Origin of the sequence: Citrobacter amalonaticus (genome assembly GCF_001559075.2) — a bacterium.
Classification (GTDB): Bacteria; Pseudomonadota; Gammaproteobacteria; order Enterobacterales; family Enterobacteriaceae; genus Citrobacter_A; species Citrobacter_A amalonaticus_F.
The window spans coordinates 1488305-1505665 of sequence record NZ_CP014015.2 but is presented as its reverse complement, the minus strand read 5'-3'; the positions used below and the strand labels follow the sequence as shown (position 1 = coordinate 1505665).

The 17361-nt window shown below is 53.4% G+C and carries 19 protein-coding genes; 3 read left to right on the top strand and 16 right to left on the bottom strand.

Annotated elements, in window-relative coordinates; genetic code table 11:
- Nucleotides 1-15 precede the first annotated feature (15 nt).
- Nucleotides 16-705, bottom strand: a complete 690-nt coding sequence (gene pepE / locus AL479_RS07245; RefSeq protein ID WP_061075614.1) for a dipeptidase PepE — start codon at nt 703-705, stop codon at nt 16-18.
- A gap of 507 nt (nt 706-1212) precedes the next feature.
- On the opposite strand from pepE, the gene AL479_RS23805 reads away from it, so the two are divergent.
- Both AL479_RS23805 and AL479_RS07240 read left to right on the top strand, forming a co-directional pair.
- The gene (locus AL479_RS23805; RefSeq protein WP_146109666.1) at nt 1213-1434 is read left to right on the top strand and encodes a hypothetical protein; all 222 of its coding nucleotides are present in this window, start codon (nt 1213-1215) and stop codon (nt 1432-1434) included.
- Nucleotides 1409-1948 (top strand): hypothetical protein, encoded by a 540-nt coding sequence (locus AL479_RS07240; protein ID WP_061075613.1) that lies wholly within the window; start codon nt 1409-1411, stop codon nt 1946-1948. The genes AL479_RS23805 and AL479_RS07240 overlap by 26 nt, the downstream gene beginning before the upstream one ends.
- A gap of 108 nt (nt 1949-2056) precedes the next feature.
- Here AL479_RS07240 and AL479_RS07235 read toward each other — a convergent pair whose 3' ends face one another.
- The 8 genes from AL479_RS07235 to AL479_RS07200 form a co-directional block, all read right to left on the bottom strand.
- The gene (locus AL479_RS07235) at nt 2057-2869 is read right to left on the bottom strand and encodes a shikimate 5-dehydrogenase (RefSeq protein ID WP_061075612.1); all 813 of its coding nucleotides are present in this window, start codon (nt 2867-2869) and stop codon (nt 2057-2059) included.
- Between the two features lies 1 nt (nt 2870).
- Nucleotides 2871-4091 (bottom strand): L-sorbose 1-phosphate reductase, encoded by a 1221-nt coding sequence (gene sorE, locus AL479_RS07230; RefSeq protein WP_061075611.1) that lies wholly within the window; start codon nt 4089-4091, stop codon nt 2871-2873.
- A 53-nt stretch (nt 4092-4144) separates the two neighbouring features.
- Complete coding sequence (locus AL479_RS07225; RefSeq protein ID WP_046493831.1) at nt 4145-4969, bottom strand: PTS system mannose/fructose/sorbose family transporter subunit IID; 825 nt, start codon at nt 4967-4969, stop codon at nt 4145-4147.
- Between the two features lie 11 nt (nt 4970-4980).
- Nucleotides 4981-5778 carry a PTS mannose/fructose/sorbose transporter subunit IIC gene (locus AL479_RS07220; RefSeq protein ID WP_061075610.1) on the bottom strand — a complete coding sequence of 266 codons (798 nt, stop codon included), beginning with the start codon at nt 5776-5778 and terminating at the stop codon, nt 4981-4983.
- Nucleotides 5779-6041: 263 nt separating this feature from the next.
- Complete coding sequence (locus tag AL479_RS07215; protein ID WP_042999004.1) at nt 6042-6536, bottom strand: mannose/fructose/sorbose PTS transporter subunit IIB; 495 nt, start codon at nt 6534-6536, stop codon at nt 6042-6044.
- Nucleotides 6536-6943, bottom strand: coding sequence for a mannose/fructose/sorbose PTS transporter subunit IIA (locus tag AL479_RS07210; protein WP_061075609.1), 408 nt, complete (start codon nt 6941-6943; stop codon nt 6536-6538). Before AL479_RS07210 ends, AL479_RS07215 begins: the two co-directional genes overlap by 1 nt.
- Nucleotides 6944-6952: 9 nt before the next feature.
- The gene (locus AL479_RS07205; protein WP_061075608.1) at nt 6953-7759 is read right to left on the bottom strand and encodes an SDR family oxidoreductase; all 807 of its coding nucleotides are present in this window, start codon (nt 7757-7759) and stop codon (nt 6953-6955) included.
- 70 nt (nt 7760-7829) lie between these two features.
- Complete coding sequence (locus AL479_RS07200; protein ID WP_061075607.1) at nt 7830-8783, bottom strand: sugar-binding transcriptional regulator; 954 nt, start codon at nt 8781-8783, stop codon at nt 7830-7832.
- 343 nt (nt 8784-9126) lie between these two features.
- Between AL479_RS07200 and rluF the strand changes: the two genes are divergently transcribed.
- Nucleotides 9127-10005, top strand: coding sequence for a 23S rRNA pseudouridine(2604) synthase RluF (gene rluF, locus AL479_RS07195; protein ID WP_061075606.1), 879 nt, complete (start codon nt 9127-9129; stop codon nt 10003-10005).
- On the opposite strand, the gene AL479_RS07190 is transcribed toward rluF, so the two are convergent.
- From AL479_RS07190 to rtcR, 7 genes are all read right to left on the bottom strand, one after another.
- Nucleotides 10002-10274 (bottom strand): DUF3811 domain-containing protein, encoded by a 273-nt coding sequence (locus AL479_RS07190; RefSeq protein WP_061075605.1) that lies wholly within the window; start codon nt 10272-10274, stop codon nt 10002-10004. The genes rluF and AL479_RS07190 overlap by 4 nt on opposite strands.
- Nucleotides 10275-10337: 63 nt before the next feature.
- Nucleotides 10338-11096 (bottom strand): DeoR/GlpR family DNA-binding transcription regulator, encoded by a 759-nt coding sequence (locus AL479_RS07185; RefSeq protein WP_061075604.1) that lies wholly within the window; start codon nt 11094-11096, stop codon nt 10338-10340.
- Nucleotides 11083-11946, bottom strand: coding sequence for a Cof-type HAD-IIB family hydrolase (locus AL479_RS07180; RefSeq protein WP_061075603.1), 864 nt, complete (start codon nt 11944-11946; stop codon nt 11083-11085). Before AL479_RS07180 ends, AL479_RS07185 begins: the two co-directional genes overlap by 14 nt.
- Nucleotides 11947-11961: 15 nt before the next feature.
- Nucleotides 11962-12804: a histidine biosynthesis protein gene (locus AL479_RS07175; RefSeq protein WP_044253395.1), complete on the bottom strand. Its 843-nt coding sequence runs from the start codon at nt 12802-12804 to the stop codon at nt 11962-11964.
- Between the two features lie 27 nt (nt 12805-12831).
- Nucleotides 12832-14418: a hypothetical protein gene (locus AL479_RS07170; RefSeq protein ID WP_061075602.1), complete on the bottom strand. Its 1587-nt coding sequence runs from the start codon at nt 14416-14418 to the stop codon at nt 12832-12834.
- A 247-nt stretch (nt 14419-14665) separates the two neighbouring features.
- Nucleotides 14666-15604, bottom strand: coding sequence for a ketopantoate/pantoate/pantothenate transporter PanS (panS, locus tag AL479_RS07165; protein ID WP_061075601.1), 939 nt, complete (start codon nt 15602-15604; stop codon nt 14666-14668).
- Nucleotides 15605-15715: 111 nt separating this feature from the next.
- The gene (gene rtcR / locus AL479_RS07160; RefSeq protein WP_061075600.1) at nt 15716-17296 is read right to left on the bottom strand and encodes an RNA repair transcriptional activator RtcR; all 1581 of its coding nucleotides are present in this window, start codon (nt 17294-17296) and stop codon (nt 15716-15718) included.
- Nucleotides 17297-17361: the final 65 nt, after the last annotated feature.

Here is a 17361-nt window from a genome sequence, read left to right as displayed (position 1 = left end):
ATTTGGCAACGTCGGTTAAAAGCAGTGACCCGCCTCAACGGCAACCGCGTCTTCACCTGCTTTAAAAATATACGTGGTGTTCGGGCCGCCAAGTACCGCCTGACCTTTGCTCACTTTAATCCAGTTCCCTTCCGGCAGACCGATCACCGTCAGCTCTGGCGCGACAACCAGCAGCTCGCGAATACGCTGTTCACGCGTTTCGCCTTTATGGCCTTCCGGCAGCGCGTTGGTGAAATGTGGGTTAATCTGCAGCGGGAACAGGCCCAGCGCATCAAAACCTTTCGGATCGACAATCGGCATGTCGTTGGTGGTGCGGATGGTCTGACAGGCGAGGTTCGATCCCGCACTCCAGCCGATGTACAGCGCCCCGCGTTTAACCACGTCAACAATCGGCGCCAGCAACCCGCGTTCGCGACTCTCTTTCAGCAACTGGAAGGTATTCCCCCCGCCGACGATCACCACTTCCGCATTTTCAATTGCCGCCAGCGGATCGGCGACGCTGTGAATGCCCACCACCTTGACGCCCATGGGGGCGAAGATCGCTGCTGTTTTTTCCGTGTACTCATCCCAGGTCTGGGTCACGCCCGCGAACGGAATAAATACCGCTGAGCGGCGACCATTCAGCTGTTCCGCAATCAGCGGCAGCGCGTGTTCCATCCAGCCTTTACCTGGCAGCGTCGAGTTACTCAATAAAAGCAGTTCCATCATTTCTCCGTGAAATCAGAAAATTACAAAACGCGATAATGTACCACTGACAGTGTCGCGCCTTACTGACATGGCTCACGATGTTGGAAGGGGATTGTGGAAAGGCAAATTCATTTTTTAACGGTGAGGCTGATTCCTTGTGCCTCTACACTGGCGCTGGCAAGGGGGTTATCTCAGAGGTGTGACTTTCATCACCGATTTAATTAATAAAATACGAAACAGCCTGAGAAATCAAAGTGAGATGAGAAAGATGCGATGGGGAGAGAAAAGAAATCACAGACTGGAATAACAGGAAAGTGGCTCGCATTATTCTGTAAATACACTTAGAATATTATCAAATTGACAGTATAAGGTAACCGCCTGGTCATTTTGTGATAGCAGGAATATCGAGCTCACAGTAGTAGTTGCAAAGCGGAAGCTGTTTTAAATGGCCCTCGTGAAAGACTTTTCAATCGAGTTATTTAAGGCAAATTTTATTTAAGAATACGTTTTTACAAGGAATTTGATATGAGTAAAAATAAAAAGCCTCAACGCCCTGTCTCGTTTAGCATTAATTCTTTGTCAAACAATGTATTACGTTATGGTTGGTACGAGAATGACAGTCAACCAGCCCCTGTAGAAGAACCATTTTCGCATAAGGGAAAGGGGACTCAGATTATGAATTCTTTTGCACCGCCAACAAGACCAGGAAAAGGTGGAGACAATGGATCAGGGAACTCTGGAAAGTAAGTGGGAAGGCTTGCTTTTCGATATCCGCCGTTCTGTCCGCTATCATAATCGGCGCAGAGCTTTTTATGACAGATTAGATCAATTTACTAATGTTATTTCACTAATTTTTGGTTCAACGGCTATTTATAGCGTTCTTGGGGAACATAATAAGATTTGGGCTGTTCTCAGCGGCGCTGTTGTGAGTATTTTTGCGGCTATCAATCTTGTTATTGGTTCATCACAGCGTTCACGTAACCATTTTGATTTATCCAAGAGTTTTGTCGACCTTGAATCTAAAATGATTAAAGAGCCTGTGCCCTCTGAACAACTTTTGCGTGAAGTGACCTCCTTGCGTCTCTCTATTGAGAAAGATGAACCTCCAGTTCTTCGCGTTTTAGACAGCATTTGCTACAACGAACAGTTGTTGGCGATGGATTATCCAGTAAATCAAATGATTAAAATCAGTTTCTGTCAAAATTTGTTTGCTCAGTTTTTTGATTGGCGGGCCAGTACACTACGGAAAATGACGACATAAGCGGCGCGTATTGGGCTGCTCTATTCATGTACCTTATGTGTATCGGCAAGCCATTGCGTAATGGCAAGAATAGTCAAGAGCGCCCATCGGCGCTCTTTTTACTCCCTGTTACCCCGCCCGGGCAAATTCAGCGGCTTCACTAATCAGCGCGTCATCCGGGCGTACGCCGGTGTACATCGCGAACTGCTCGACGGCCTGCAACGCAATCACTTCTGCGCCGCTGATGGTCTTTTTACCCAGCTTCTGCGCCAGTTTGATCACCGGGGTTTCCGGCGGCAGGGCGACAACATCGAACACCACGCTGGCGCTGGCGACCATGGCTTCGCTGTACGCCAGCTCATCGCGCTCTTTACCACCGGCCATGCCGACGGGCGTGACATTGACCAGAATGTCGCAGGCAATGCCTTCCGGCAGCGGCTGCCACTGAAAGCCATACTGTTTCGCCAGCGCCGGGCCGCTGTCCCGGTTACGAGCGGCGACGATCACATCGCGAAAACCGGCGTCGCGGAAAGCGGCAATCACCGCTTTGCCCATCCCGCCGCTGCCGCGAATCATCACCCGCGCAGCGTTGTCGAGCTGGTGGCTGGCAATCAGGCTTTTTACCGCAATGTAGTCGGTGTTGTAGCCCGTCAGTTTGCCGCCGTCATTGACGATGGTATTGACGGAATCAATGACTTTCGCCGACGGATCGACAGCGTCGAGAAACGGCATACAACTCTCTTTAAACGGCATCGAGACCGCGCAGCCACGAATGCCTAACGCGCGAACCCCTTTCACCGCCGCTTCAATGTCCTGGGTGGTGAACGCCTTGTAGATGAAATTTAAACCCAGCTTTTCATACAGATAGTTATGAAATCGGGTGCCAAAGTTGCCGGGCCGACCGGCAAGCGACATGCACAGTTGGGTGTCGCGGTTAATCATGTTAAATCTCCTCGGCATGCGACAGTAAATACTGTTCGGCTTCCTTAGACCAAATCCCGTGATGGCGTTCCAGAATAGCGCACAGCGCGGGATCGTCAATCTGGCTGAGAGCGGTTAGCGGTAACGCTTTCCCGGTATAGACCAGCTTTTTACCACCTCCCACTTTCGGCAGCTCCAGCGTGGTTTCTCCTGCGGCATTCAGGCCAAGAATGTGAGTGACCACTTTGGCCGCCTGCACTTTCTTCTCTTCAATCAGTTTGACCGCCGCGCGCATATCGTCAGTATTCCCGCCCGAAGTGCCCACGTAGTGAGTGAAGGCGTAATGCACGTCGTAGAAGTTGATCGGGGCGCTGAACTGCTTGTCCTGCGGGCCGGCAAAGAAGTTCATGCAACCGTCGGGGGCGAGCAGGGAAGAGGCCAGGGTGACCAGCTGTTCGTTCGGCACAAAGACAAAAATATCATCAAAACCGTGACCACCGGTCAGCGCCATCAACGTGTCGTACGCAGCATCCTGTGCGTGCAGGTAGTGGATCAACGTTTGCGCTTCAGAAGGATAGTGTTTACGGGCATAGCTCAGCTTGTCGTGGTTGGTATCGGTCACCACCAGTAGCGCCGGGTTGATCGGGCCATGCAGCGCGTAGTCGATCGCCAGCAGCCCCATTGGCCCCGTCCCGCCGAGGATCAGCGTACGACCCTGCGGGCGAATCCCCATGTTGTGGTTATAGGTGCCTTCTTGCAGGTGATAGTTGGCGTTGAACGCGCCGATCACGCAGGAGAGCGGCTCGACCAGCGATCCTTCAAAGTACGTTTCGCCTTCGTAAGCCAGCAGGCAGTCCTGCTCCATCACCACATTGGGGATCACGACGTGTGTGGCTTCGCCGCCCACCCACGGGAAGGAGTAGCCGGGACAATCCGGGCGATCCGCCAGTTGCAGATTCGCCTGAATCACATAGCGCTGGCCGGGCTGAAATTTGTGCTGCCACTTTTTCCCGACGGCGACAATATCGCCGCAGAACTCGTGGCCGATGATGATCGGGTGGGTCGCCACATCGTCAGGCACCTTTTTATGATCCTCTCCCAGGTTGGCCTCTTTCCAGGAGGAGAGGCACAGGCTGTCGGTGACCACGGTTGCCAGAATTTCATCGTCCTGCATCTCCGGAAGTTCAAACGTTTCCAGGCGCAGATCGCGTTTGCCATAAAGGCGCAGAGCTGTCGTTAACATATATTCCACCTCATATTGAGCGATAACCCCGGCTTACCACCGGGGCGAAAAAATCAGGACAGGAAGCCCAGTGCGTTACCGATAATCCCCAGACCAAACAGGGCGAAGATCAGCCATACCGGGTTAATTTTCTTGTTGAGCAGACGAACCATCAGCATTGTCAGGCCCAGCGCCAGCAGGCCGGGGCAGAGCTGGTCGAGGATGTTCTGCACCGTCATGGTGACAGTGCCGCCGTCCGCGCCGGGGGTTTGCGATACCACCAGTGGCACGTTGATGCTGGTCCACTTGGTCACCAGTACCCCCATCACAAACAGGCCGAGAATCGATGCGCCTTCGGTCAGTTTTTGCAACAGGTTGCCGCCCATATCACTGACGATGTTGACCCCTTTGTTGAAGCCAATTTGCAGGCCATACCATTTCATCGCCAGGCGGACCGCGTTGAAAATAAAGAAGAACAGTAGTGGGCCGAGCACGTTGCCGGACAGCGCCAGCGACGCGCCGAGCGCGGCGGTGATCGGTCGCAACGTGCCCCAGACCAGCGGGTCGCCAACGCCCGCCAGCGGCCCCATCAGGCCGACTTTGATGCCATTGATCGCGCCATCATCGATTTCCGCCCCGTTCGCTCGCGCCTCTTCCATCGCGGCGGTCACGCCAATCACCGGGCCGCACACCGCGGGCGTAGTGTTGAAGAACACCAGATGGCGCTTGAGTGCCGCCACCTGATCTTCTTTCAGCGGGTACAGGCGCTTGATGGCGGGGATCATGTCGTAGCAAAAACCCAGCCCATGAATACGTTCAAAGTTGAAAGACGCCTGCTGCAGGTTGGAGCGAACAAACATGCTAAACAGGTCAGATTTGGTCAGTTTTTTCTGTTCCATGATGGGCTCCGTTAGTCATCAAGCTGGTCAAGGGCGGTGGAGGAGGCGGTCTGTGCCTGCGGTTCGGCTTTACGCCACTGCGGGTTCAACTGGATATAGACCAGCGCAATAATCGCGCCGACGCCGCCGAAAGCCAGCAGGCTCAGATCGAGGTAACCACCGGCGATAAAACCGAGGAAGAAGAAAGGCATCAGGTACTTCACGCCCATCATGCGCAGCACCATGGCGTAACCGACCACCACGATAAAACCACCGGCAATCTGCAGGCCGCGAGTGACGAATTCCGGGATGGCATTCAGCATATTGCTGACCATATCGGCACTGACAAACAGCGAGACAATTAACGCCGGGATGGCGACACGTAGCGCCTGCACGCCCAGCGCAGAGACGTGGAGGATGTCGATGGTGCGAAAACGCGCGTCTTCTGCGGCTTTATCCGCCGCATGCTGGAACACCACTGTGATCGTCCGGGCGAAGACGGTCAGGACCTGGCCTGCCGCTGCCACCGGCAGCGCGATAGCGATACCGGTCGCGATGCTCTGCTGGCCGACAATCACCAGAATGGCGGAGATAATACTGGCGAGCGCGGAGTCCGGGGACTGCGCGGCACCGACGTTCATCCATCCAAGTGCGATCAGCTCCAGCGTTCCGCCGAGCATCACCCCGGTTTTTAAATCACCGAGGATCAGGCCGATAACCGTACAGGCAATAAGCGGGCGGTGGGTCTGAAATTCATCCAGCACGCTGCCCATTCCGGCAATACAGGAAAATATAAATATGGCGATAATTTGTAGGGTACTGATTTCCATAATGGGTCACCTTAAAATGTGAACATCCCTGCCTGTTAACGCATTTACACGTCGTCCTTCAGGCTGCCTCTTTGTTGGCTGAATGACTCGTCTCATCCATGAGAGTCGCCCTGACGGGCCGTCGCTTCGCAACGTTCAAATCTGTTCCCGACAGACTTGTGGCTCACCCCCAGTCACATGGTTATCTACGTTCCTGGTAATTTGCTCATTGCCGCCGCGATGCATTCAGAATGACGGTGTGTAATAAATACAGGCGCTTTTATTTATTCCGCGAACGACTGTTCTTTTATTTTTTCGAGAATATTAATGGAGGGATCGGAGGCGACCACGCGTAAATCCAGGGTGACGCCAAATTTATCCAGTTCGCGAAACGCATTAATATCATCGTCATCTAAGGATACGGCTTTGGTTAATTGTTTTTTACCCGGTCGCCAGGCCATGCCGCCAATATTTAAGGTGGCAATTTTCACCCCCTGTTTGACCATCGCCAGCGCATCCTGGGGGCGGGTAAATAAATAAAATACAGTCTCGTCCTGATATTGCGGGTTATGATAAACCGCGACGGCTTTTTCGATATTCACCACGTTGACCTTCATCCCCGGCGGGGCGGCCTGGCGTAATAATGTCCGGCGCACTTCATCGTTATAAACGTCGTCATTACAGATAATAATCCGCTGGGCATTCGCCACCTTCGACCAGACGGTGGTGACCTGACCGTGGATCAAGCGGTCATCGATACGGGCAAGGGTAATATTCATCAGAAATCCTCTTCGGTCGTTTCCAGATGCTGCCAGACCACGCAGGTTTGTTGTGCAATGGTCGTCAGGTGTTCGCACAGTTCATCCACATTCATACTGCTCTGGTTATCTACCAGTTCCAGCGCCAGCGGCAGGGAAAGCCCGCTGATCACCCGGATGGCCGGATTGCGCATCGCCAGCGTTGCCGCGGCGTTCCACGGACTGCCGCACTGTAAATCGACGGCAATCAGCCATTCACTATCAGTGTGAGCACTCACCAACTTTTCCAGCTTTGTGACGATGTCGCTGGCGTTCTCGCCGGGGACAAACGCGACGGCCTCAACGTTGGCGTCACCGTAGACCATTTGCACCGATTCCAGCATGGCGCAGGCCAGTTTGCCGTGAGCACAGAAGATTGCATTGACCATAACGTCTCCTTAGCCGCGCGTTTTTCCGCCCGCAATGTTAGTGGTTACTCCGGTAATGTAGCTGGCACGTTCAGACAGAAGATAACAAACGAAATCAGCCACTTCAGTCAAACGTCCCGAGCGACCAATCGGAATGGCGTTCTTGCTATAGCCTTCGCGTAGCTGATCAACGGTGATATTGCGGGTCCAGGCCAGCGCCTCTTCATATTCCGGCGTGCGCAGTCCCGTTTTTTCCAGAATCCCGGGAGCAATCCCGACCACGCGAATGCCGTGTTTGCCCAGCTCTTTTGACCAGGAGCGGGTGAAGCTATTCAGCGCCGCCTTCGTGGCGGCATAGCAGCTCTGGCCTTCAGACCCTTCCAGCCCGCTTTCAGAAGAGACGTTGACGATCACGCCGTTACGCTGTTTCACCATCTGACGCGCCACTGCCTGTGACATTAAAAACACGCCTTTCTGGTTGATATTGACCATTTTTTCAAACGCGGCTTCGTTTAATTCATACTTTCCTGCTGGCGCTTTTTCATCGACCAACAGGCGGGGAAAGTTAACACCGGCGTTATTGACCAGACCGTCAATGCGGCCAAAGCGCTGGATAATTTCATCCACAGTGTGATTAACCTCTTTGGCGCTGGAAATATCTGTCGGCCAGAAGTGGTAGCCGTTATTACCTTCATGTTTTGCTTCGCCGCCATGAATATCCGCCATCTGGACATTTGCGCCTTGTGCTAATAACTCTTCGACAATGGCTAAGCCAATTCCGGATGCGCCGCCGGTTACAATAATAACTTTGTCCTGTAGATTTAACCACGTTTGCATAATTAACTCCCAATTTCAGAGAAGGGGATCCTGCATAAAGTTAATTACGTCAGGATCAAGATGAATATAGTTACTTCAACAATAATTCAGCAGTGTGGCTGTTAGTGACCAGACCATTAATATATTTTCCGCGTAATGCGCCGAGAATTCCGCTGAGTTTTTCCTCACCCATTGCGATGCCGATGGAATAACGTGCCTGCTTTAATTTGTTGGTTTCGATGGAGAGCGTTTTTTCGCTCATCGTGGTCTCCACCGTTACGCCGTTAATATCGTAAAAGCGCGAGCAAATGTCTCCGGCAACCTGCCGGGCATGCAGGTCGTCACTCTCTTCGCTGCCGTAAAAGGCATGCCAGTTTGCGCCATCGCGAATTGCCGGAGAACCAATCCCTACCAGTGCAACATCCAGATTGTCCCAGTAGGCAGAAATCGACTTAAAGTGCTGGGACTGCATAATACCGTTGCGAATCAATGGGTTTTCCAGAAGAGCCGGAAAATCAGCCAGGTGTGATTCGCCTTTCAGCTTTGCCGCTGCGCCGTAGGTCAGCGTATTGACGTGATAGCGACTCTCGAGCTTCCCGGACGGCCCGCCGATGATCGGCACGCAGATCAGCTGGCGCGACTGGCTGGCAGGCGACAACCCTTCGACCAGTGCGCGAACTGCGCGTCCCCAGGAAAAACCAATGATGTCGCCGGGTTCCAGTAAACGTTCCAGCAGTTGCGCGCCGTGCACGCCCATCATCGCGAGTTGTTCCTCTTCCTGCTCGTTGTCGCAGGTGATCACCACCGCCTCTTTGAGGCCGAATCGTTGTTTGAGCTGCTGTTCCAGCCACAGGTTTTCGTTGTAGTCGTAGTTGATGGCAATAGTGACGATGCCTTGCTCGCGACCGCGTTTCAGCAGGCGGCTGATGGTGGTGCGATAAATCCCCAGTTCACGGGCGATCTGCGCTTGTGTCATATCCTGTTCGTAATAGAGCTGCGCTATTTTTACGATCAGGCGGATATCATCACTGTTTTCCGTCGCCATTTGTAGACTCCTGCACATTTGTGCAAATCACGAACCTGCTCTCTTGATCTGATATAACCTCATAAAAGCGGGAGTTCAAAGCTATTTTCTCTTCTTTGCGCATCCTGAGTTGGCGATTAATGTTGCACATATGATGTGCGGAGTGATCGTTGTTGGCACAGATGTGCACATAGTCCTAATGTATTGATTCTGCTAATTTTCATTCAACAAAATTGCATGCAAAGATCGGAGACACTTTTGTGTCGAAAGGTGTGGCGGATCACAAATAGCGCTGAGGCCATTTTGCACGATTATTTTTTATCGCCAGCAAGGTAGGGTATATTCCGCATTCAAAGGAGAAATTATGCTGCCCGACTCATCAACAACACGACTCAACAAATACATCAGTGAAAGCGGAATCTGCTCGCGTCGCGAAGCGGATCGCTTCATCGAGCAAGGGAACGTCTTCATCAATGGCAAACGCGCCACCATTGGCGACCAGGTGATGCCTGGCGACGTCGTGAAGGTGAATGGTCGGTTGATTGAGCCGCGTGAAGCGGAAGATCTGGTCTTTATCGCGCTGAACAAGCCGGTGGGGATCGTGAGCACCACTGAAGACAGCGAGCGCGACAACATTGTTGATTTCGTTAACCACAGCAAGCGCGTATTCCCGATTGGCCGTCTGGACAAAGACTCCCAGGGACTGATCTTCCTGACCAACCACGGCGATCTGGTGAATAAGATCCTGCGTGCCGGTAACGATCATGAAAAAGAGTATCTGGTCACGGTCGACAAACCAGTTACGGATGAGTTTATTCGTGGGATGAGTGCGGGTGTGCCGATTCTGGGTACCGTCACCAAGAAATGTAAGGTGAAGAAAGAGGCGCCGTTTGTATTCCGCATTACCCTGATCCAGGGGCTGAACCGACAGATCCGCCGCATGTGCGAACATTTCGGTTATGAAGTGGTGAAGCTTGAACGCACGCGCATCATGAACGTTGGCCTTTCCGGTCTGCCGCTCGGTGAATGGCGTGACCTGACGGATGATGAGCTGATCACGCTGTTTAAGCTTATCGAAAACTCTTCTTCAGAAGCGAAACCGAAGGCGAAAGCGAAACCGAAAACGGCGGGAATCAAGCGTCCGGTGGTGAAAATCGAAAAGTCGGCGGAAAAAGAGAAAGCACGCCCGGCGGCAAACGGTAAACGCTTTACCTCGCCGGGGCGTAAGAAGAAAGGGCGTTAACGTCTGCCGCGCGTTGGCGTATTTGCAGACCAGGAAAAAGAGGCTTCTGCATCCGGTTTCCAGGCCTGCTTTTTCTTCAACTGACGGGCTTTTTTTGCCTCGGCTTCGCGCAAGACCATCAGCTTATCAATGTACTCTTTCTTTACGCTGTTGGTCTCTGCGTTGGTCAATTGGCGACCATGCGCAATACGGGCGCGATCCAGCAACGTTTTCAGTTCGCGCTGTTCGCGCTCGGTCATCTCTTTTTGGGTAATGCGGGGGAGTGCCATACGAGTGCCCTCTGTCTGCCTGGTGATTTCAGTGTACGGCAATACGCCTCGGGCGGATAGCGCTCAGTCAGCAATACGCAGTTTTCCTGCGAAATCTTGTTGTGTATAACCCGTTGTTTTAAATCCCTTATCCGTAATGACGTGATCGATCTCTTTGAGAGTGGCGATACACATCACGCCGTCCTGACCGAATTTAGTATGGTCGGCGAGAATCACGGATTTTTTACTCATCGCAATCATCGCTTTGGCAACGTATGCCTCGTCAAAGCTCTTCACGAGTACACCATGCTGCGGTGAAATACCGCCCGCACCGATAAAGCAGATATCTGCGTGAATCGCATTAATCTGCTGGCACACTGAGACGCCCAGATTGGCGCGGAAATGGTAATCGTATTCACCGCCTAAGACATACACTCGCGCCTGGAGATTATGCTCTTTAATTTTATCGGCAATTAAGGCGGAATTGGTAATAACGGAAAACGCGAGAGGGGGTAAGTGTTCGGCAAGAATAAGATTCGTGGTACAGGAATCAATAAATAGCGTATCGCGCTCGCTGACCATTCCCGCGGCCACTTTGCCAATCGCCATTTTTTCTTCGCGATGCGCATCAATTCTCGCGCCAAATGCATCTTCCTGAACAACCTGTTTTTTGACCGCGCCACCGTGAATTTTGGTGATTTGACCTTCAGACTCCAGTAAAGAGAGATCGCGGCGAATGGTTTCCGAGGTCACGTTTAGCGTTTCTGATAATTTAATAACGGTCACTTCACCGAATTTGTTTAATTCATCAAGAATATGCTTTCTTCTTTTAATCGGGTTCATTATTTTCCGCCAGGGTCGAACTTTGCCGCATGGTAACTGGATGCGCAGAGCAACGCAACCACTCCAGCGCACAGACGATACCGTCATCATCATTGGTGGTTGTCACATACCGGGCCTGACGTTTCACGCTATCTGGCGCGTTGCCCATCGCAATGCCGAACCCGGCAACGGCAAACATGCTGATGTCGTTCTGCTGATCGCCAATGGCGGCAATCCCGGCAGGAGGCAGGTTTAATTGTCGGGCGATTTCAGCGATCGCATAGCCTTTATTTATCTCGCTGCGTTGAATATCGATATAATTCCCACCGGTGATTGTCGCCTTATAGTCATTGGGTAACTGACGACTTATTTCCCGACAGAGATCTTCGATCCTGGCATGCTCTGCGACCAGCGTAATTTTAAATATATCGCGACGATTAAAGATATTCCCTGGTGCGGCGCTAATAAGCGGTAACTCAAATAAACTGGCCTCATAGGATGTCCACGGGGCGATAAGGCGATCGTAGCGATGATAAATCGCGTGTGCAGTAAAAAAATGATGAGGATAACGGGACAGCGAAATATGCCGGTCAATATCTCTGAGATTCATCCGGGTGAAGGGTGCAGAATGCAGAATGCGTTGCGACGCCAGCTCAAGGATCTGTCCGCCGTTGAAACCTGCACACCAGTCAAACAGCGTCTCAACCTGCTGCTGTTGTAACAGGCGGGCTATTGAGGAGACCGGTCTGGCGGAACAGGCGGCCAGCAGACCGCCGCGCTGACGAAAGTCAACCAGCGCCTGACGTGTGCGTGGCGTGATAGTCTTCTGCGACGTCAGCAATGTTCCATCCAGATCGGTAACCAGTAGCATTATTGTTCTCTGTCGTTATGCATGAGCGATAAACGGTGTCACGGCCTCTTTGGCGGCGTTGCAAACCATATTGTCGATTGCCGTGCCGACGACCAGAATATTGACCCCGGTGTCCTTAAACGCTTTGGCATTGGCGAGGTTAATGCCTCCTTCCGCCAGCGTCGGGACGTCCACCGCGCCAACCAGCGCCCGAAGACGGTCTTTAATCATCTGCGGGATATCGCCAGCCGCCACGCCTTCATAGCTCATGCCCGTCATCAGGCCAATCATATCGACGCCAATCTCTTGCATGCGCTTCGCTACGCTGGCGACCTCTTCCGGGGTGCGTGCCGGAATACCGAAGGTATGCAGATCATCCGGATGACCAATGTAGGCATCCACGGTCAGCCCATACTGATGGGCGAGGTTGACGATGTCCTGCAGGTCGTCCCAGTCAGATTTATGGGTGTGTAAACCGTCGGCTCCGGCGCGGGCAATCTCCAGAATCTCCGTTTCACTGAGTGGGACGGGCAGCGTTTCAGTAAACCCGCCCGCAATGCCCACGGTGATGAAGATATCGTCCGGCACCACATTACGCACGCCGTGCACCGCTTCTGCCATCTGACCGTTGGTGATTTCGTGGCGGATTTGCTCCGCCGCGTGCATGTTGCTCACCCCTTTGTGTCCGCGCGCCAGCGCCAGTGCAGGATGGTTCGGCTCGAGCAGTTTCACGCCAGCCTCGCAGACCGCTTTTGCCAGGCGCGCATCGTCACCGGTGATCCCCGTGCTGAGGATAGTTTGCCCGCCGTGCAGCGCGATGGCATCTTTCACTTTCTGTAACGCTTTGGCGCGTTTTTTATTCATATCGCCTTTAAACATGGTGTACCTCTGGTGTTGGTGCATTTATTAACGGGCAGACGCCACAGATTCACTCTGTACGACAGCCTTAAAACGGTTCGCAATGATGGTGGTGATACAGGTCATTGCCATGACAGTGACCATCACAATCGCCATCTGCAGCGCATTGCTGGATAAGAACGGTGAGGCGAACGCCGGGACGTAGGCCACCCCTTTGACGTTAAAGAAGCCGAGCATCATGCCGCCCATTCCGGCCCAGAAGATGGCGGAACCAAAGACGATTTTGTTGGCGAACATGAAGGGGTAGGCGGATTCCACAAACGTTCCGAAGCCCAGGTTGATAAGCAGGCCCGGTGTGGCGACGGCCGCTTCGCTTTTTTCGCGTGGCGCGATGACGTTAGCCAGGTTGATGCCGGCAGCAACCATCACCAGACCCACCATATCTACGGCACCGAGGAAGCTGACGCCGGATTTCTCCATCTCCAGCAGCACCAGCGGAAGAATGACCGCGTGATAGACACCACCGAGAATGGCTGGCCAGATCACCAGACCGGCCAGCAGCCCGGCAAGAATCGGACTGAATGCCAGCGTGCTTTCGATAGCCAGCTTGATATAGTTACCCGCAGAGAGCGCCAGCGGGCTCAGCAGATAGTGCATGATCAAACCGGCCGCCAGACCCGAAATCCCGCCGGCGACGATGTTGACGGTGGTCATCGGGAAGCGCCAGTTCAGGCACAGTTCAAACAACCAGCGCACAAAAATCCCGGCCATCAGACCGCCGATAATCCCCCCGATCAGGCCGCCTTCAACGGAAAGCACCCCGGCGACGACCCCGGCCACAATAGAGACTTCATCGAGTTCGGAAATCTGTTTTGCCGCCAGCACGGCAACCAGCACCGGCAGGCCCTTCAGCAGGATTTCAAAGATATCATTGAGTTTTTCCAGCCCGGGGATGTGACTCAGGGCGAGTACGATCGCCATCGCGATAAAGCCTGGCAGCGCCGGGATCATGATGCTGCGGATGTTAAAGCGCTTAAGCAGACTCTTTCCGGAACCGCCTTGTGCAGGCGACGCGCTGCCCAACTGGGGTTTGTATTTGATACCCCAGCATTTACACAGCGAGGCGATGAAGGAGACCGCGCGAGTGCGGCTGGTGGTCCCCGTGGTGCCTGAGGTCGCGACCACATTAGCGCCCTTTGCGGCGACCAGTGCCATCGAGGTGCCGCCGGTACCGACAATCGGCGTTTTCATCTCTACGGCGGCATCAAAGACGGCCTGGTTGGCTTTTACCGGATCGGCACTCATCACCACGATCCCGTCGATCTCACCGCTGCGGATCATCCCGGCTATCTGGCGATCGCTCTCGACGACGGAGGCATTCACCTCGGAGAGTTTGCCCTGGAAGATGCGTTGTGGTTTTGTGTTGTTTTCTGTGGTTAAGGCATAGACGGCTGCGGGGGTGTCAGGTTTGGCGACATCCATCGAAGCCTCTGCTGCAATGAACTGCACGGCAGCGACGGTGACACCCGCGGCTTCACACTGCTGATAAATCTCCTGGAGTAACTTCTCTGGCTCGGCGCCACCCAGGTTGTAGAGGTTGCCTCCACTGCTTCCAATAATCGCAATTTTTTTCATAGCGGCCTCAAAGAAAAGATAGGGTAAGGGGTTATCTGTGTTGTAGTGGAGTCATATTCCCAAGCAAAACAAAATAAAGCAACATCAAAAGATCGAGGTGAGCTATCATTAAATTCGTTAATTGATATTAATTAACTGAAAATAAAGACATTAATCATATTTTTGTTTTATGTTGATATTTGTTGTTTTGTGATGGGGTTCAAACAAGGAAGGCAAGGAATGGGGGAAATCCCCCATTCGCAGGTGATCAATTTTCTTTGACAGCACTCTGCTGTTCATCAATCGGTTTACCGGACCAGTAGCCGGCCAGCAGAGAGCCGGAAAGGTTGTGCCAGACCGAGAACAGTGCGCCGGGCAGTGCGGCGAGCGGGCCGAAGTAGATTTTACCCAGCGCGGCGGCGAGGCCCGAGTTTTGCATCCCAACCTCGATTGCCAGCGTGCGGCAGGTTGACTCGTCAAAACCAAACAGACGTCCGCCCCAGTAGCCGCCAAGCAGGCCGATGGTGTTATGCAGGATCACCGCGATAATCACCACAAAGCCGACGGACGCGATATGGGCGGCGGAACCCGCCACCACTGCGCTAATAATCGCCAGAATGCAAACCATCGAAAACGCGGGCAGGTAAGGTTCAACTACCTTCACGACGCGCGGGAACAGGTGGTGGATCACCAGGCCCATGGCAATCGGAATCACCACAATCTGTAAAATACTGAGCAGCATGCCCATCACATCCACCTGAATATGCGCATCGACATACAGACGCGTCAGCAGCGGTGTGGCAACCACGCCCACCAGAGTGGAAACGGATGAGATCGTTACCGAGAGTGCGACATCTCCTTTCGCCAGATAGATCATGACGTTAGATGCCGTGCCGCTGGCGACGCTACCGACCAGTACCATCCCGGCGGAGAGCTCAGGCGGCATGTTAAACGCCAGCGCCAGTCCCCATGCCGCCAGCGGCATCACCAGATAGTGCAGGAAGATCCCCGCCGCAACCGGCGCAGGACGCGAAAGTACGCGTTTAAAATCGTCCACTTTAAGGTGTACGCCCATGCCGAACATAATCAGCATCAACAATGTGGTCACCCACGGACCGACAGGCGTAAAGGTGGATGGCGTGTAATACGCGATAACCGAGAGCAGCAGCGCCCATAACGGGAACAGCCGAGTGAGAGTGGCGAGCATGTTGTTTTCCTTGCACGTATGTTGTGTTTGCTTGTTATTAACGGGTTGGGATCGAGCCCAACCATCATTATTTTTTATCGTGCGAAGGAATATTATTCAAACAAATTATGCTTATGTTCTGACTTTGTGATTTTCCCAGCTCAGGCCAAACCGTGCCAGGTACTTACGTAAACGGTCGGCATCGTTGGGATTGGCTTTCTTTTGTCGGGAGACGGCGAAGAGTTCACGTCCGGCTTCGGACAACGATGCGCTGCGGCGACAGACCTCAAGCACGGTTTCCAGTTGGCGGCGGTCAAAAAGGTCAAGTTCCATCTCCAGTTCCGGTTGCGACCTTGCCTCCCCCCAGCTCTCCTGCAAAAGCGCAATCTCTTCGTCGACAAGGGTCAGCGTAATTCGTCCCTGCTCGGCCAGCGTCGCCATTCGCGCGACGGAGGAACTCAGTTCGCGGAAATTGCCGCGCCACTGCGCCTGGGGTGAACAGGCAAACGCCAGATAGCGTTCTCGCGCCTCTTTATCAAAACGAATCTGATTCTGTCGGCTGCGGGAGAAACGTTGCAGCTCATACTCCACGTTAGGGGCGATGTCTTCACGCCGCTGCGCAAGGCCGGGCAGGGCAAAGCGCCACATGTTTATCCGTGCGTAGAGATCTTCGCGAAAACGCCCTTCGGCAACCCACTGCGGCATATCGCGATGGGTTCCGGCTATCAACTGAAAATCGCTGTGCACCTCTTTATCTGAGCCAAACGGGAAGAAGGTTTTTTCCTCGATCGCTTTCAGCAGCATGGCCTGCTCATCCAGCCCCAGTTCAGCGATCTCATCCAGAAACAGCACTCCACCGTCGGCTTCGCGTAACAGTCCCGTTCGCGACGACAGTGCGCCCGTAAACGCGCCTTTCACATGACCAAACAGTGTCGACATGGCGTTATCGCCGCGCAATGTCGCGCAGTTCACTGCCACCAGTTTTCCGCCCACCAGATGCCGCGACTGGCGAAGCTGAAAAATCCGTTTTGCGAGGAAGGATTTCCCCGCGCCGGTGGGGCCGGTGAGCAGGATAGGATCGCCAGAACGCAAGGCAACGCGCTCAATACGGTCAATCAGTGTGTTGAACGTGGCATTGCGTGTCTCGATACCGGCTTTGAGGAAGGAGACCGATTGCTGCTGCTCACGTTGAAAGCGACTGGTAAGCGTGGTATAGCGGCTTAAATCAAGATCGATCACCGAACAGGTGCCAGCGGCAACATCCTCCTGCGGCGCGCCCTTCGGCGCGGGTCCGGTTTGCAGCAGGCTGGCGGGCAGATAGCGGGCTTCCGTCAGCAGGAACCAGCAAATTTGCGCCACGTGGGTGCCGGTAGTGATGTGCACCAGATACTCTTCATTCTCGGTATCGAAGGTGTAGTGAGTGGCAAAGTCGAGGAACGCGGCGTAGACCTCTTCGAAATCCCACGGATCAGCAATGGTGATGGCATGCGGGCGGACCTGGGTATGTGGAGAAAGCAGGCTAATATCTTCCGCTAATTGCTGACACATCCCGGCATCGCGTGGCTGGTGGATAAGCTCCAGCCGATCGACCGGGAAATCCGGCTGTTGGCACAGTCCGACCGTGGGCCGCCATTTCTTTAACCGGTTTGCTCGCTTGCCGCGTTTATCCAGCACCGTACCCAGTACGCCAATCACCACCCGCCGTTTTTTCATGGCTTATCCCAAAAGATAAAGTTAGATATTAAAAGATAAAAAATATGTGCAGCCTCTGCAATCAT